The sequence below is a fragment of the Phycisphaeraceae bacterium genome (genome assembly GCA_019636795.1).
Classification (GTDB): domain Bacteria; phylum Planctomycetota; class Phycisphaerae; order Phycisphaerales; family UBA1924; genus JAHBWW01.
Genome location: JAHBWW010000004.1, coordinates 155,403 through 171,048, shown reverse-complemented (window position 1 = coordinate 171,048; position 15,646 = coordinate 155,403). Strand labels below are relative to the sequence as shown.

Here is a 15,646-nt window from a genome sequence, read left to right as displayed (position 1 = left end):
CTCAGTCCAGCAGGATCGTGACGTTGCTTCCATCGCGACCGACTGCGGTGCGTTCGGTGCCGTCGGGCATGAGCAGGCGAACGTGGAGCGTGCGCGCAGGGCGCGGCATGTCGCCTTCAGCGTTGACAAGGCGAATCGTGACCTGCGAGCCATCTGATTCCGCTTCGTAGATCGAATGGAGGAACTGCCCGTCGAGGTACTCCCAGCCGTCGCCTTTGTCTTCGTAGAGTTCGCCGCGGGCAGAGCTTTCGGCGTCAAGATAAATGATGAGCGTCAAGGGATCGAGTGGAACCTCATCGACGTAGTTCATGACGGGGCCGGCGGGAATGATCGATCCTGGCCGAAGCAGAAGGCGTGGTTGATCGGGATCCTTCGAGTCGCGTCCGCCATCGAAACTTTCAAAGTCAAACTCGCGCCACGCAACGCCGGCAACAGGAGAGGGGAGCACGCTGACTCGATCGCGTGCGGGCTGGATCTGCGCCACGACAAGCAAGGCATCGCCGAGCAGAAACGAATCATCCTCGGAGCGAAGCGCGGGATCTGTCGGATCGGCAAAGAACGTGGGTCGTGCGATCGGCATGCCGGTGAGCGACGCTTCGCGGAAGAGCGTGTAGAAGTACGGCATGAGACGGTATCGACGTTCGAGGGCGCGGCGTGAGGTTGCCTCCACGGCTTCGCCAAACGCCCATGGCTCCTTGTCAATGTTGCCTTTGCCGGTATGGCCTCGGGCAAAGGGAAGGAGAGCACCGTACCCGATCCAACGGGCGAACATGTCTCCATCGCCGTTGCCTGCGAACCCACCGATGTCCGGGCCACAGAAGGGTTGCCCGCTCAAGCCGAGATTGAGTGTCATGGGAATTGAGACGTCCACATGGTACCAGTTGGCGCTGTTGTCACCGGTCCATGTCGCAGCGTAGCGATGGCCACCCATGAAGTTGGCGCGGCTGAGGACGAAGGGACGAACTTCGGGGTTGGCTGCCATGACCCCCTCGCGCGTTGCCTTGACCATGAGCATGCCGTAGACGTTGTGAAAGCGTGCGTGCGGGCCGGGGCCTCCAAGAGCCTCGTCGGCGTTATGCCAGTTGGTCTCGGGCATGGTCTTGGTGGGTGTGTTGAAGACGGCGGGTTCGTTCATGTCGTTCCAGACGCCGGAAATTCCGTGAGCCATGAATGGCTTGTATAACGAGGCCCACCAGTCGCGGACCGAGACGTTGGTGTAGTCAGGGAAAACACAGACACCCGGCCAGACCTCTCCGATGTAGACCTGCCCGGTGCTTGTCTTGACCCAAGCGTCTATGGCTGCGCCGGAGTCGTAGACGCTGTAGCCTTGTTCCCTCTTGAGACCCGGATCGATCATCCAGACGTTGTGAAAGCCTTGCTCAGCGAGTTTGGCATTGAGCCTTGCGGGGTTGGGGAACTTGACGGGGTCAAAGGTGAAACAGCGATAGCCATCCATGTAGTCGATGTCCATCCAGATGACGTCGGCTGGGATATTGCGAGAACGAAATTCTTCTGCGATTTCAAGAACGCGCGATTCAGGCTCATAGGAATAACGACACTGGTGATAGCCGATGGCCCATTTGGGGGGCATCGTGATGGTGCCTGTGAGTTCGCCGAGGCGCCGCATGACATCGTGCGGCGAATCGCCATCCATCACGATCACGGGCTGCGCAGGCCCTGCAGCACGAAAGACAATGTTTGTCGTCAGATCGACTTGGCATCGGTATGTGGTGTCGGCAAGAACCCCGAACGCCGTGCCGTCGGCCCGTACGGCCAGCACCCAGGGATGCGCGGTGTACAGACTCTGATCGCCATCCTGATAGCCATAGGCGTCGGTGTTCCATGTCTCGATGATTCGGCCGTTGCGGCGGAGCGGCCCGGCAGCCTGTCCTGTGCCATAGAGCGTGGTGCCAGGTTCGATTACGACGGTCGCGGTCCACCGATCGTCACTTTGGCCGAAGTCGACGAGCACCGGGAAGTCGGTGATGCCGGCTTCAAGAGCGGGGAATGGCTTGTGAAGGGCCATGGAGGGGAAGGCGGCGTCGCGTGCCTCCGAATCAGCATGAAACCGGACGGTTCGCTCCGCGATGGACTCGGCCACGACCTGTGCTGTAACGGATGGTGCTGCGAAAACGCCAGTCAACGCCCAATGAATCGAAATGAGGAGGGTTTTGTGGGTCATGGTGTGAACTCGATGCACTTGTGCCACTCCGGGCGTGATTCGTTTTCGGACGAGGTATGGTCCTGCCAAAATGGCTCAAGGACGTTGTTTCAACGCAGATTATTGACAATGGGCTATTCTGGAAAGCGAAATTCGTCTATAAAAGTATCGGGATTGTTGTGCGGTCGAAGTCCATTGGGGTTCGCCAGGAGAGGGATGTTTTATGACGCGACATCATCGTACCGTTTGGCTGCTTGTGGCTGTCGGGATTATGCTCGCGACAAGCTCGGCCAAGGGGCAACTGAGCCCGGTCTTCCTGCAGTGGTTCGAGACACAGTGGATCGACATCGAACGCCGCACGCCGGATTTCTTCATCGCCGGATACAACGCGGTGTGGCTCCCCCCACCGTCCAAAGCGTCTTTCCAATCGCCGGGGTATGACCCGTTTGATCGGTTTGATCTGGGCAAGCCTCCGATCAATGCGACACACTCCGGGCGCGCGCGCACAACCTATGGCACTGAGCAATCGTTCCGTTCGATGGTTGACGAGTTGCACCGCGCCAATGGGCTGGTGTATGTCGATGGCATATTCAATCACAATTCCGGGCGCACGACTTCGGATGCCTTTCTGGCGCAAGGTGGATGGCCGGGGTTCTGGATTCCGCGCGAGAATCCGCCGCGAAATAAGTTGCCGACTGATAACTGGGGTGACTTCCATGCGGGGAATGCACAAGGGTATTTGCAGTCGGAGAACCCCGGGGGATCGAACTACGACCTGGTGCGTGGCGATCTGGTTGCGCTGATCGATATCGCGCAGGAAACGAACCACCAGTACATTCGTCAGCCGGTCGCAGAGGGCGACCCGCTGAACATCCCCGCTGGGACTTTGTACAACAAGCCGGACCCGAACAACGCGAGGTTCTATCAGGATCAATCGCTCGCACCGACCGCGATCAGCAATCCGGGGACATCGCGCCATCCGGGCAATTTCAGTTACAACCGGCATCCGTTCAACGAAGCGGACCCGCTCGCGGGCGATGCAGTCACTGAAAACACGACCGGTCTGCTGATGCGGTGGGCGCAGTGGATGATGGAAGTGCAGCGGATTGACGGGTTTCGGCTTGATGCGCTCAAGCACGCGCCGACGTGGTTCTGGGATACGTATTTTGATGCTTCAGTCCACATGACACGCACGGATCCGTGGGGGAACAGGGTCAATCCGCTGACATTCGGTGAGAATGTTACGGGTAACTTTGACATGCTCAACAACTACATCCGAAAGGACAGTTTCGCGAATCGCGATGCGCTGGATCTGCAAGGAGCAGGGAGGCTCCGTGAGATCATCAACGCGAACGGACTCGGATCATGGGCGGGTCTGTTCTCGAACGGGGATAGCGGACACCTGGATATCGCGGACAACGGCGTGACGGATGGTTCGATGGGCATCAATCATGTGTTCAGCCATGACAACGGGTCAGTGGGCACAGGGAACTCGCTCCCGCCGCTGCCGACTGCCAAGCAGCAGGGGTTTCCACAGCACGCGTATCTGTTGATGAGGCCTGGGCGTTCGCTGGTGTATCACCACGGGCGAGGGGTGTCTCGGATATCCGGGTTTTATCCTCGCGAGGGCTCGCCACTGGCGCTCGGGCTTGACCCCGCGGCCAATGTGCTGGACAGCACGATGACGCGACTGGTGCGGCTGCACAATCAACTGGCGATCGGACAGTACTTTCAACTCAACGCGAACATCAGCGATGTGCTGGTGTTCGAGCGTGCGGCCAATGGGCAGGCCAACTGTTTGGTTGGTGTCAATGACCGTTACGACGCTGGCGTCGATACGGTGCAGGTGACAACGCAATATGCACAAGGCACGCGGCTGCACGAACAAACCGGAAATGCTGCGAATCCGACAATCGACCCGCAGAATCAGATTCCTGAGATCATCACGGTCGGTGTGGGCGGGACGGTGTCGCTGGTGGTGCCGCGGAATGTATCGAGCACAGGAACGGAACACGCGCGCGGGTATGTGGTGTATTCTGAAGCGTTGCCCACGGGTTCGCTGACGATCACGAATCAATCGGGGGTGATTCCGGCCGACCCGCCGCAGTTGCCAGCGTTCTTTCGCAGATTGAACCCGATTCCGGTGGTGTCTGGGCCGACGTTTCGGATTACGCTCAACACGTCGCAGACGGACCCACTCGACCCGGACACCGATGACAACGCGCTGTTCAAGATCGGCGCGGGGACGCGCGACTACAACGGGAACGGCATCATCGACATAGCGCCAACGAACCCGGTGCTTGGAGGGTATGAGCAGTTCATCACGATCAACTCCCCCACTTTTGGCTCGGGTGGAACGACCGGTGTGTATTCGCAGGAGATTGATACTTCGCTGATCGAAGAGGGATTCGCGTATATCTCGGTCATTGCGTTTCGTCGGCGCGCCAACCCGGCTACGAGCCCGATCTTCACGGAGTGGCGGACGGTGGTGTATGTTGATCGGCTTGATGCGGTGATCGAAGTTCCGGGGCTTGACGTGCCACTGGACAACCCGAGCCATGAGTTCCGAATCGTCAATCCTGATCGCACGGTGACAGCGGTGCACACCTTCCTGGATCTGCCGGCGGGAACGGACCCGGTGCCGCTCACGAGTGTCTTCAATGCTGCGACGCGCTGGGATCGGCTGGAATGGCGGCGTGCGTTCGATGCACCGATGTCGAACGGCGCGCATGTGCTGACCGTCGTGGCCTTCGAGCACTCGGGGCGAGCGACGGTTGTGCATATCCCGTTCAGCGTGGGACAGTGCCTTGCGGACTTCTCGCCGCCATTCGGGGTACTCGATTTCTTTGATGTCTCGGCGTTTCTGGCTGCGTTCTCGGCGCAGAATCCGGCAGCAGACCTGAACAACGACGGAGTGTTCGATTTCTTCGATGTATCGGCTTTCCTGTCGGCGTTCAGCGCGGGCTGCCCGTGAGAACGCGCAAAGCAAGAGCCATTACACTCGTGCGGCAACGATCACGATGAAACTATCCTCGAGTTCATCGGGATCGTCGATGGGAAATGCGTATTGCTCACCGGCCTCATCTTCGGCGTCTGGAAGATTCAGGTAGACGGCGGTATCGCGGAATCCGGCTTCGCGCATGGCATCGCGCAACTCGGGGACTGACCACAATCGCCAGTCGTAGATGAACGCGTCGGGGAACTCTTCTTCGATGATGCCATCGCGCTCGATATGAAAATGCAGGACATCGACAACGCGTCCGGTGAGTGGATTGGCCTGGCGTTGTTCCCAGATGTAGAGGATGCGGGAGCCGTCGGGTGCGAAGTGATCGCGTTGTACGCTGCCGGTGAGGAATGCGCTTTCGCCGCCGTAGGTGTCGCAGCAGAAGCACCCTCCGGGGAGCAATCGTGAGCGGACGTGCTGGAGATAGCCGATGAGTTCTGCGCGGGTGTGCATGTAGCCGATGGAGAAGTTGCCAGCGAAGATGAGGTCGGCATTGTCGCAGGTCTGACGGATGTCGTTTGGGCGTTTGATGAGTCGTGGGTGTTCGGGCCTGCGTGCCAGAACAGACGGGTCGATATCTGTAGCGATAGCAAGGCGATCGGGGGCGGCATCGACCCAGGCTTGGGAGAGTGAGGCGGTGCCGGAGAAGTCTTCGCCGAGCGTGAGCGGATTGCGGCTATGAACCGCGCGCAGCAAGGGCACAAGATGCCTGGGGGATTGCACACAGAGTTCGTAGAGGTCGTGCTTATCCATGACGGGCAAAGGGTACGCCGAGCGGTATCAGAAGATCGCAATAAGGATGAAGAAGAGGTAGACGAGCCCGATGAGGAGGCCGATGGCATTGAGGGCTACACCGACCCAACCGCAGATGCGTCCGCCTTTGGCGATGCCGAGCGAAGTGACGGGCGCGAAACCAGCTTGAACATCGAGTTCGGCTTTGCGTGCGAAGACGATGGCAAGAATAGAGCACGGCATACCGATCACGCCATAGGAAAAGCAAGTTGCAAGGCCGACAATGCCGAGTACTAGTGCGGTGACAGCCTTTCCTGACGCCTGATTGCTCGCGGCGAACTGCATGACAGGCGTGCCGCACTCCGGGCATCGCTGTCCGAGGGTCACGCCTACAAGATCGAAGCCGCACGAGGCGCATCGGACGCCGGGCTTGGCTTGTGGTAGCGAAGGTGGGAGATCTTCGGCCATGAATGAGATTCTCCGAGTTCAGAGAGTTTATCAGGAGGCGTGCTGTAGTGCAGGAAGATCGTCAGGCCATGCGCACCCATCGGAGCAATGTTTTGAGGTCTGGCGGCTTGCCGAACATGAGAAGGCCGACGCGGAAAATCTTGGCGGCGAACCAGACAGCGGCGTATGCGGTGAGGAGACCGAGGAGGATGGTTGCGAAGACCTGCCAGAGCGGCGGCGGCTCGGTGGAGGTGAGGCGGATGACCATGACGAAGGGACTGATGCCGGGGACGAAACTGGTGATGGTGGAGAAGGTGGAGTTGGGGTCGCGTGCGATGGGGAGCCAGAGGAGGTAAGGAATCATGACGATCATCATGACTGGAGTCATGAGGGATTGGGCTTCGCGCAGGTCGTTGACGGCGCTGCCGATGGCGGCCATGAGCGAGGCGATGATGGTGTAGGAAATGAAGAAGTAGCAGAAGAACCAGACGATCATCATGGGGCTGACGAGATCGGCGCGAGCGGCGACAAGCAGGCCGGTCCATCCGATGGCGCCGTAGACGATGATGAGGAACATTCCGACGCCCATCTGCCCGAAGATTTTGCCGGCCATGAGGTTCATGGGTGAGGCCGCGGCGAGGAGGAGTTCGATGACGCGGCTGGATTTTTCTTCGATGGTGGTTGTGAGGAGATATTGGCCGCCGATGAATACGGCCATCATGAGCAGGAACATGAACGCGAACTGGAAGAGGACATTGAGTTCGCCGAGGGAGCCGCGCTCGCCGGTCACTGTGACCTCTCGTGTTGGTCTTGGGTCAACGCTGGTCAGCGCGGTGAGCCGTTCGGGAGAGAATCCGGCATTGCGAATCCGGGCTTCGCGGATGGTGGATCGCACCTGATCGCGCACAAGCCCGCCGACACGATCATCGAGTTTTGGCCTGACAAAGATCTGGAATGAGCCGTAGGTCTCGGAACCTGCTGCGGGTTCGACAGAGTCGGGATCGATGATGACGAGGGCGAGTCGGCCGCCATCCTGGCTGCCCTTTCCTTCGGTGAGCGGTTGCTTCTCGGCTTCGATGTCTGCGTCGGCTGCGAGCAGTTCGATGGTGAGATCGGTCGGGATATCGGTGTTTGCAGCGGAGGCGATTGTCGAGCCCACGCCGGGTGGGCCTCCGGCGAGATCGGAAGCAGATTGCACGGCTTGCTCGACGCGTTGCTTGCCGGCTGCGGAGAGGGCTTCGGGGGTGAAGCGGCGAGTGAGTTCTTCGCCGAGCGTTCCGGTACCGTCGAGAAATGCGATAGAGCCAGTGACGCGCGGAGCGCGATCCTTCATGAGCAGTGGCATGCCGATGGCCATGACGGCCACGAGCACAATCGGGACGATGATCCCGCCGATGATGAAGCCCTTGGTCAGAGCGGTCGCGGTGAACTCACGCAGTGCAATGTGGGCGACGCGCTTCATTCGGAGGTCTCCGTGCGGGTGGATTCGGTGCGAATTGCGGCCCGCAGCCGCTCGACCTGCACAGCATCGCGGCCTGGGCCTGAGAGAACAATTTCGATGAAGACGTCTTCGAGCGAAGGGCGACGGAGTTCGAGTCTGGAAGGCGCGACAGCGGCGGCGATTCGTTGCATCACATCAGCGGCATTTGCGCCATCCTTGATTTCGATTTCGCGGGGTGCGCCGGGTTCGTAGGCCGAGACATGCCGCACACCTTCGACGGCGTGCAGCGGACTGAGATCGCCTTGCGGATCGAATGGGCTGAAGATGATGGTGCGTGGGTCGTGCTTGGCCTTGATGGATGAAATCGAATCGTCGAGCACTTTCTGTCCGTGGTTGATCATGACAATGTGTTCGCAGATCTGCTCGGCCTGGGCCATGACGTGGGTGGAGAAGATGATCGTCTTTCCCATGTTGTGCTGTTCGAGTATGAGTTCGCGCAAGAGCCGCATGTTGACCGGATCAAGACCACTGAATGGTTCGTCGAGGATGAGCAGTTCGGGCTCGTTGATGACAGCGGCAACGAACTGTACCTTCTGCTGCATGCCCTTGGAGAGTTCCTCGCACTTCTTGCCGACGGTCTGCCCGAGTTCGACGCGTTCGAGCCAGGCACCGATGCGTTTGTCGAGGTCGGGCCCACCGAGGCCTTTGAGGCGACCGATATAGCGCAGGAACGCCCCGACTTTCATCTTTTTGTAGACCCCGCGTTCTTCGGGCAGGTAGCCAACACGTTCGCGTGCTTCGACGGCGTTGCGTTTGCCAAGAACAGCGATTTCGCCCTCGTCGGGGAAGAGAATCCCCATGATCATGCGGATGGTGGTTGACTTGCCCGCACCGTTTGGGCCGATGAAGCCATAAATCCCGTGTGCGGGAATGGTCAGGTTCATGTTGGCGACGGCGATCATCGGGCCGAAGGACTTGCGGACGCTGGTGAGTTCGATGGCGTTCAAGTCTGCCCTCCCCGGGGGTGCTGCACGGCGTGAAATCGAGACATACCGTAGGTTCATGGCCAGCGGCGTTCTCACAGACAGTGTCCGGAAAAGGCTTGATGCTCTTTCAGAGCAGTTCGCGGGGCTGGAGCGCAGCCTCGAGGATCCGGCGGTGCTGGGCGATCACATTCGGGTGCGCGAGTATTCGATCAAGCGGGCGGCTTTGCTGCCGGTGGTCGAGGGGTATCGGCGGTATGTGGCGCTTGTCCGGGAAATTGCGGACCTGCGGGGCATGATCGAGGGTGGCGATGCCGATGCGGATCTGGTGGCGATGGCGGAGGAGGAACTGCCGCGACTGGAGGCCGATGCAGCTGCGACGATCGAGAATGTGAAGGCTTCGCTGGTGAGCAGCGACGACCGGCAGGTGGGGTCAGTCATGCTTGAAGTGCGGGCCGGGACGGGGGGCGATGAAGCGGGGCTGTGGGCTCGTGACCTGATCGATGTGTACCGTCGCTATGCGGAGCGCAAGGGGTGGGCTTTTGAAGAGTTGGATCTGACGACTGATCCTTCGGTCGGGGGGATCCGTCACGCGGTGATCAACGTGCGCGGCGAAGGGGTGTGGTTGGAGTTGTCGTTCGAGGCTGGGGTACATTCGGTCAAGCGTGTGCCTGCGACCGAGACGCAGGGGCGGATTCATACGAGTACGGCGACGGTGGCGGTGCTGCCCGAGCCGACCGAGGTACAGGTGTCGATCGACTGGGCGAAGGATGTGCAGGAGCACGTGACCACCGCGCAGGGGCCGGGCGGCCAGAACGTCAACAAGGTGGCCACGGCTGTGCATCTGGTGCATGTGCCCACGGGCGTCGAAGTGCGGATGCAGGAAACCAAGAGTCAGGCCCAGAACCGCGACAAGGCCAGGCGGCTTCTGGCGGCCCGGGTGTACGAGATCGAACGAAACAAGATCGAGCAGCAACGTGCGGCGGAGCGGCGCGAACAGATCGGCAGCGGCGGTCGAAGTGAAAAAATCCGGGTGTACCGCTATCAGGACAATATCGTCGCTGACCAGAGGCTCGAAGAGAAGCTCAGCAAGACGAAGATCATTGATGAGGCGGAACTTGGGCCGATGTTCGAAGCACTGATCGAACAGGAAACTGCCCGTAGGCTGGCGGCGCTGTAAGTGCAAGAGAATGATGGCTGCTGAGCGGGGGTTGCTGTAGCCTCATACACTTGCAACATGAATATCGCCATCACTACACACCAGTATTCTGAACCGTTCGGGGCTGTTTCACTGTGCGCTTCGCGCGAAGGGGATCGGGTAGCGCTTGCGGCGCTGATCTTCGGCGATTCGGACGACTGCTGCGAGATGCTCGAATCCAAAGGGCCAGAGAGCATTGCCCTGGTTTGTCCAGCAGCGGACCTCGAGTTGAAAGATGTGCTGGATCGCGCGCACAGTGCGCTGGAGAGGTATTTGGCCAGTGGCGAGATTGACACCACGCTGCCGCTCGCACCGCGCGGCACGGCTTTTGACCGGGAAGTCTGGTCGCTTCTATGCTCGATCGAGCGCGGCAGCACACGCACCTACGGCGAGCTTGCGCGGAGCCTTGGCAAACCCGGCGGGGCGCAGGCTGTCGGCGGCGCATGCGGGCGCAATCCGATTGCGATTTTCATTCCCTGCCATCGCGTGCTCGATGCGCGAGGTTCGCTGCACGGCTACGCGGGCGGGCTTGCTCGCAAGGCTGCCCTGCTCGAACGCGAGGGAGTTATGATTGAGAACGCGGGTCTGTTCGCACGAGCGGTCTGACGCGCGGAGGAGCAATTCTGTGGCTACGACCCGAGGCGAATCTCCCCTATCAACTGCAGTTTCCAGCGAACGCCAGCGTCTGCGCGAAGAGTACGCTGCATCGGGATTCTCGACGGGCGATTACGAGTATTTGCGTCAGCAGGCCGACGACTCGACGGCTGCGCTCAAGAGCGCCGGGTTGACACGTGGACTCGATGCGCTCAAGACTCCGCGCGGCGTGATCAACGCGGCGGTGCGATTGCTGCATGATCCTGCGGCCGAGGTTGCGCCGCCAACTAATGCCGAGGTATACGCGGCTGGTCTGCTCATTTCGCGGTTGTCTCGCCTGACGCGTGCATTTGCACATGCGCCTGAGGCGTGGTTCAATGCTCTTGCCTCGTTGCTCGAATCCATTGAGGCGGACGCGGACGACATCGACGCTCGGCTGGCGCTGCTTGAGTTTGCGGCCGCCTGTCGGGGAGCGAAGGTGAAAATCGCGCCCCATGGTGCGGCGCGAGCATCGCTCGACCTCGAAGGGTGGAAGTGCGGCGCTGCGGCCGTCGTCGTCGCGCATGGTGACGGGCTTACCGAAGCAGCAAAGGCTGGCGAGGAAGCGCTTCGCGAACTTCGTCTGCCGGGCATCATCATCTTCGAGATCACGTCGGCACTGCCCCCTGCGCCGAGGCTTGCTCGCGTGGCCAACGAAGAAACGGCGCTCGCCGAGATGCGTCGGCACCTCGATACGTACATCGAGCCTCGCCTCGAAGCAGTAGCACACGAGGTCAACACTGATTTTGCCTTCGCGGGGTTCTTTTCGGCAGTGATGAGCAGTGTGGTGGTGTCGAGCGGGCGGGCGTTTTATGCGTGGTGCCCGCGTGCGGCGAACCTGTGTCCACCTCGTGATGCCCGATTGACCCGGCTCGAACGGTTCATGCACCGGCTCAGCCGTCCACAGCCTCGTACCGCGCTCTAGTCGCCCGCGATGCCGAAGCGCTCAGCCAACATTGCATGTCGAAAAGCAAAAATGCGCTCCACATCGCGCTGGACGAATAGGGAGTTGAGCAACGGCGCAAGCACACCTCCGCGGGGGCGGTATACGACGATATCGCGTGCCTGAGTGACTTCGGGCGAGATGGCCTCGAAGGTGTGCGTGTGATCCCAGAGGCTGTAGGGCCCGCGGAGCTGGCGATCTGTAAAAATGGCAGGCGGTTCATATCGCGTGATTTCTGTACGCCATCGAATCGGGATTCCGTGGATGATGATGCGATAGTCAATCAGCGTGCCGGGCTGCATGACAATGGGTTCGGGAGTGAGCACGTCGAACTTCAGCCAGGGCGGAGTGAGCTCTTGGAGGTTTCTGGCTCTCGAAAAGAAGTCAAACACGACATCGAGTGACGCCATGAGCGTGATAGACGCTTCGAGTCTCCAGCCGAACGAGTTCCGGACGATCGTGCAGGTAGAAGATGAGTAACGAGTCAACAAGGTCATCGGTGATGAAGTTCGACGCATGATCCGCGATCGATTCAAGATGATCCGCGACGGAGCCAACATTCGCCATGTGCATAACTTTCGCAAAACGGCGAGATTTTGAGCGAGAGGCCTGGATCTGCCCGTCATTCGGCGTCGGTGTGCGAGCACTATGCCTAGTCAGAATACAGATTTTGGGTTTGTCAACCTATTTGCTGATTTTTGTGTGTCAGTGATGTTCTTTTTTTCGGTACTATAAGGGAGATCCACTTCATCGTGGGTTACCCGATCATCCACTTGGGCTCTCACCCAGATAGATGAATTTGCTCGGTGTTCTTGACCGAGTTGGCTGGGACTCGATCGTGCGGTTCTACGCACGTCGGCGAAATGAGGAGACAGAGATGGCATCGTTGAGCCTTACGTGCGCTGGTAGAACTGCGCCTTCCATGGGAAGGCTTGAGATGCTCGCCCAGAGCGATGTGACGGTATTGATTGGGGGCGAGACGGGATCCGGCAAAGGACTCCTGGCTCGACAACTTCACGCCCTGAGCCGACGATCGGGCGAGCCGTATGTCATCGCGGATTGTTCTGCCTTGACAGTCTCGCTCTTCGAGTCGCAGATGTTCGGGCATGTCAAGGGTGCATTCACTGGAGCCAGTTCTGACCGGCTGGGGCTCGTGCGGGCGGCGGATGGGGGCACACTCTTCCTTGATGAAGTTGGTGAGCTTGCGCTCGAGTCGCAGGCAAAGCTTCTGACACTCATTGAGGAGCGAACAGTGCTGCCGGTCGGTTCGGAACGGCGGTTGAATGTAAATTTTCGTCTGATAGCCGCTACGCATCGGGATTTGCCAGCGATGGTGAAAGCTGGCGCGTTCCGCGAAGACTTGTACTATCGATTGGCGGTTGTTGAACTGAGCGTTGCTCCACTGCGTGAAAGGCGTGACGAAGTGCCGATGCTCATCGATGAACTGATCGAGCGGAAGGCGAAACTGCTGGGTATCGAGCCCAAGCGGGCTTCGGCGGAGTGCTACATGGCGCTGCTGGATTATCCGTGGCCTGGCAATGTACGCGAACTTGGGCATGCCATAGAACGGGCGCTGGTCATGTCGCGTGGCGACTGGCTTGAACTGGACGCTCTTCCGCCGCGGGTGGTCAGCCACTGGCGAGAGCATCCACATGGTCACGGTCGGCTCATGTCCGAAGCAATGCGGCGACCAGAGCATATCGCAGGAGTGCTCAAGGCGACTGCGGGCAATAAGGCCGAAGCAGCGCGGAAGCTGGGGATCAGCAGGCGTCATCTGTATCGCCTGCTCAACGAGACCGCATGATCTCGATGGCGGTCTGACACTGAAGTATTTGGCAGGATCGGAATTCCTTCTCGAGACGGCTCGGTCGCAATTCTTCGTATCCGGCGCAACCACCACATGCAATTAAGGAACAGGCGCGGTGCTCATCGAGCATCCAATGTGTGACATTGCGTCATAGCGGTGTGACATGAAGAAGGCTCTTGTGTGACATCGAGTCGTCAGAACGAGACACGTCCAGCTTCTGAGCGCGCTTTGCACGTGACATAGCCGATTGTGGATGTCAATTTGTGACGCGATGTCGCTCATGCGGTGCCATGGAGAGGCCGTAAAAAGCATTTGCCATGATGAACGAGTCAATCCCTCGCCGTTGGCAGCATTGGCACGCGGCTTGCAATGCTCTTCACTTCATGAGACCTTCAGACAACAACCCGATATGGCTTGTGATTTCGGAGGGTCGATGTTCCGATTCGCTCCATGATCTTTGCCAGTCGCAGCGTTGGCCCATGATTGAGTTTGTCACACGTGATCGAGGGCTGAATGCCGCCATTTTCATGGGTACATCGTGCGTTGCTGTCGAGCTCGCTGAGCAGAGCAGCGTGCTATCTCACCTTGTTCGTTCGCTTGCGGGGCTCGACACCATTGATCGGGTCGCGTGCATTCTTCCGAGTTCTGCTTTGCATGCTGAACGAGAGGCTGCCAGTGCAGGCATCGACCTCTTCACTTCGGTCGAGCATTTTGCTGCGTCGCTGGGAATCCTGATGCCGTTTCCGTTGAACTCATCGAGTTCTGCGCCATCGAGGAATCCCTGGAGTGGCACACGGTTTGCAGTTCATTGAAGCAGGTTGATACGAGAGGGATTCACATGAAACTCGACATCGTGCATTCGCAAGTGATCGCCATGACCAACGAACAACTGCTGCTGATGGCCATCGAGCATTGCCGTGATCGACATGTCGGGGCAGTGATCGGGCTTGAACTTGATCGTCGCGCCTTGGCTGGGGGATGCCCTGGTGATAGCGAGCGTCATCGCGGCTCGCTGCTCGACTGGCTGAGCCCGCACACGCGGCCTTCGGTGGATGACACTCGGTATCCAACACGCGTGAGTCCTCGATTGACTGGCACTGAGGCTGTGCGTCTGCGTGCCTGATGAGTTTCTTTCGCTTGCTGCTCGCTGGGCGCTCGACGGTGCGCAGCGGGGTTCTCAGTCTCCTCTCTCCTCGCTGGGCGCTTCGCGGCGTGCAGCGGGTTTCCCACTCTCTTCTCTCGCTTGCTGAACTCCCCCCGGTGTTCAGCAGGCTTGTCAGTCTCCTCTCTTCTCGCTGGGCGAGTCTCGACGCTCAGCGGGTTTCCTTGACCCTTCATTGCGGGATGTTCGCTTTGAAGGTCGTGCTTGATGCCATGAGGCGGCATCGGATGCACGCTCGCCAAGCCTCATCAGGAGTTCAGATATGCAACGCAGTCTCATGGTGATTTCAATTGCAGCAGGGCTTGCCACGTGCGCGATGGCGAATCCAATTCTGCGGGCGCCGGCTGGCGACTACTCGCCGACCAACCCGGTGAACACGCTCGACGGAGTGTCGACCACTGCGAGCCACCTCCGCAACAACGAATGGAACGTGACGATCACATTCCAAACGGACTTCAACTACTTCGCTGGCGAGGCCAATGCCTTTGTTGCTCTCTACGACATCCCCACAGTTGTCGGCAAGACTCCGGGATCACCCGTGTATGTGCACAGTATCGGCTGGGACATTACACATACTGCCAACAGTCCATCGTGGCTCAACGAGCTGATCTTTCGGTTCGGCGATGACCTCGGGGTTGACTATGTCGAGCTGACACCGAGTGGCACAAGCGCTCCAGGGACTGAGAACAACAACTCTGGCGGTTCGAAGGTGGATCTGGTTGGGCTCGGGCTTGACTTCACGCTGTACAACGGGATTCTGCGTTTCCGCTTCTGGGACACCTTCAACGACAACTTTCCTAACCGCGACGGATTCATTCACGCCGGAAGCACGATCTCACTGGGCCTGAAGATCATCCCCGCGCCGGGATCACTTGCCCTGCTCGGCATCGGCGGGTTGGCGGCTGTGCGTCGTCGCCGCTGAGCACTCTGACCACACCCTCTCGCTCTGATGCCTCTCGCATCAACAGACAGCGAGCGAGAGGAACTCCCGCCGGCGCGAAAGCGCAGGCGGAGGGTTTCCAGACGAACCTCTCTTCTCTCCTCGCTCTGCGCCCGGCGGCGCATAGCGGGTTTCATTGGGCATATTGCGCCCGATGGTGTGTGCGGTTTGCGTCGGCCAGGACTGCATGCAATT

Annotated in this window: 14 protein-coding genes; 8 read left to right on the top strand and 6 right to left on the bottom strand. The window is 59.5% G+C overall.

All coding sequences use genetic code 11. The features are described 5' to 3' along the window. Window position 1 precedes the first annotated feature (1 nt). On the bottom strand, window positions 2-2,182 hold the full coding sequence (locus tag KF757_09790) for a DUF5110 domain-containing protein (GenBank protein ID MBX3323268.1): 2,181 nt from the start codon (window positions 2,180-2,182) through the stop codon (window positions 2-4). Between the two features lie 202 nt (window positions 2,183-2,384). On the opposite strand from KF757_09790, the gene KF757_09785 reads away from it, so the two are divergent. Continuing rightward, window positions 2,385-5,135: a hypothetical protein gene (locus KF757_09785; GenBank protein ID MBX3323267.1), complete on the top strand. Its 2,751-nt coding sequence runs from the start codon at window positions 2,385-2,387 to the stop codon at window positions 5,133-5,135. 21 nt (window positions 5,136-5,156) lie between these two features. Here KF757_09785 and KF757_09780 read toward each other — a convergent pair whose 3' ends face one another. The 4 genes from KF757_09780 to KF757_09765 form a co-directional block, all read right to left on the bottom strand. Further along, window positions 5,157-5,918: a hypothetical protein gene (locus KF757_09780; GenBank protein MBX3323266.1), complete on the bottom strand. Its 762-nt coding sequence runs from the start codon at window positions 5,916-5,918 to the stop codon at window positions 5,157-5,159. 27 nt (window positions 5,919-5,945) lie between these two features. Beyond that, the gene (locus tag KF757_09775; protein MBX3323265.1) at window positions 5,946-6,365 is read right to left on the bottom strand and encodes a hypothetical protein; all 420 of its coding nucleotides are present in this window, start codon (window positions 6,363-6,365) and stop codon (window positions 5,946-5,948) included. A 61-nt stretch (window positions 6,366-6,426) separates the two neighbouring features. Then, complete coding sequence (locus KF757_09770; GenBank protein ID MBX3323264.1) at window positions 6,427-7,806, bottom strand: ABC transporter permease; 1,380 nt, start codon at window positions 7,804-7,806, stop codon at window positions 6,427-6,429. Then, window positions 7,803-8,792, bottom strand: a complete 990-nt coding sequence (locus KF757_09765; protein ID MBX3323263.1) for an ATP-binding cassette domain-containing protein — start codon at window positions 8,790-8,792, stop codon at window positions 7,803-7,805. The genes KF757_09770 and KF757_09765 overlap by 4 nt, the downstream gene beginning before the upstream one ends. Before the next feature lie 55 nt (window positions 8,793-8,847). On the opposite strand from KF757_09765, the gene KF757_09760 reads away from it, so the two are divergent. From KF757_09760 to KF757_09750, 3 genes are read left to right on the top strand one after another with little or no spacing between them, the layout of a single operon-like run. After that, the gene (locus tag KF757_09760) at window positions 8,848-9,948 is read left to right on the top strand and encodes a PCRF domain-containing protein (protein MBX3323262.1); all 1,101 of its coding nucleotides are present in this window, start codon (window positions 8,848-8,850) and stop codon (window positions 9,946-9,948) included. Window positions 9,949-10,005: 57 nt separating this feature from the next. After that, window positions 10,006-10,572 carry a methylated-DNA--[protein]-cysteine S-methyltransferase gene (locus KF757_09755; protein ID MBX3323261.1) on the top strand — a complete coding sequence of 189 codons (567 nt, stop codon included), beginning with the start codon at window positions 10,006-10,008 and terminating at the stop codon, window positions 10,570-10,572. 19 nt (window positions 10,573-10,591) lie between these two features. Beyond that, complete coding sequence (locus tag KF757_09750) at window positions 10,592-11,524, top strand: hypothetical protein (GenBank protein ID MBX3323260.1); 933 nt, start codon at window positions 10,592-10,594, stop codon at window positions 11,522-11,524. Here the strand turns inward: KF757_09750 and KF757_09745 are convergent. Next, a complete protein-coding gene (locus KF757_09745; GenBank protein MBX3323259.1) occupies window positions 11,521-12,060 on the bottom strand; it encodes an SRPBCC family protein in 540 nt (179 codons plus the stop codon). The genes KF757_09750 and KF757_09745 overlap by 4 nt on opposite strands. 404 nt (window positions 12,061-12,464) lie before the next feature. On the opposite strand from KF757_09745, the gene KF757_09740 reads away from it, so the two are divergent. The 4 genes from KF757_09740 to KF757_09725 all read left to right on the top strand — a co-directional run bounded on the left by KF757_09740 (window position 12,465) and on the right by KF757_09725 (window position 15,433). Then, the gene (locus KF757_09740; GenBank protein MBX3323258.1) at window positions 12,465-13,346 is read left to right on the top strand and encodes a sigma-54-dependent Fis family transcriptional regulator; all 882 of its coding nucleotides are present in this window, start codon (window positions 12,465-12,467) and stop codon (window positions 13,344-13,346) included. A 482-nt stretch (window positions 13,347-13,828) separates the two neighbouring features. Next, complete coding sequence (locus tag KF757_09735) at window positions 13,829-14,161, top strand: hypothetical protein (protein ID MBX3323257.1); 333 nt, start codon at window positions 13,829-13,831, stop codon at window positions 14,159-14,161. Between the two features lie 26 nt (window positions 14,162-14,187). After that, the gene (locus KF757_09730; GenBank protein MBX3323256.1) at window positions 14,188-14,472 is read left to right on the top strand and encodes a hypothetical protein; all 285 of its coding nucleotides are present in this window, start codon (window positions 14,188-14,190) and stop codon (window positions 14,470-14,472) included. A 301-nt stretch (window positions 14,473-14,773) separates the two neighbouring features. After that, window positions 14,774-15,433: a PEP-CTERM sorting domain-containing protein gene (locus KF757_09725; protein MBX3323255.1), complete on the top strand. Its 660-nt coding sequence runs from the start codon at window positions 14,774-14,776 to the stop codon at window positions 15,431-15,433. Window positions 15,434-15,646 lie beyond the last annotated feature (213 nt).

Excerpts from the sequence above, each read along its gene's own strand:
- KF757_09790 (MBX3323268.1), bottom strand. The coding sequence starts at position 2,182 with ATGACCCACAAAACCCTCCTCATTTCGATTCATTGGGCGTTGACTGGC.
- KF757_09785 (MBX3323267.1), top strand. The coding sequence starts at position 2,385 with ATGACGCGACATCATCGTACCGTTTGGCTGCTTGTGGCTGTCGGGATT.
- KF757_09780 (MBX3323266.1), bottom strand. The coding sequence starts at position 5,918 with ATGGATAAGCACGACCTCTACGAACTCTGTGTGCAATCCCCCAGGCAT.
- KF757_09775 (MBX3323265.1), bottom strand. The coding sequence starts at position 6,365 with ATGGCCGAAGATCTCCCACCTTCGCTACCACAAGCCAAGCCCGGCGTC.
- KF757_09770 (MBX3323264.1), bottom strand. The coding sequence starts at position 7,806 with ATGAAGCGCGTCGCCCACATTGCACTGCGTGAGTTCACCGCGACCGCT.
- KF757_09760 (MBX3323262.1), top strand. The coding sequence starts at position 8,848 with ATGGCCAGCGGCGTTCTCACAGACAGTGTCCGGAAAAGGCTTGATGCT.
- KF757_09755 (MBX3323261.1), top strand. The coding sequence starts at position 10,006 with ATGAATATCGCCATCACTACACACCAGTATTCTGAACCGTTCGGGGCT.
- KF757_09745 (MBX3323259.1), bottom strand. The coding sequence starts at position 12,060 with ATGCGTCGAACTTCATCACCGATGACCTTGTTGACTCGTTACTCATCT.
- KF757_09740 (MBX3323258.1), top strand. The coding sequence starts at position 12,465 with ATGGGAAGGCTTGAGATGCTCGCCCAGAGCGATGTGACGGTATTGATT.
- KF757_09735 (MBX3323257.1), top strand. The coding sequence starts at position 13,829 with ATGATTGAGTTTGTCACACGTGATCGAGGGCTGAATGCCGCCATTTTC.
- KF757_09730 (MBX3323256.1), top strand. The coding sequence starts at position 14,188 with ATGAAACTCGACATCGTGCATTCGCAAGTGATCGCCATGACCAACGAA.
- KF757_09725 (MBX3323255.1), top strand. The coding sequence starts at position 14,774 with ATGCAACGCAGTCTCATGGTGATTTCAATTGCAGCAGGGCTTGCCACG.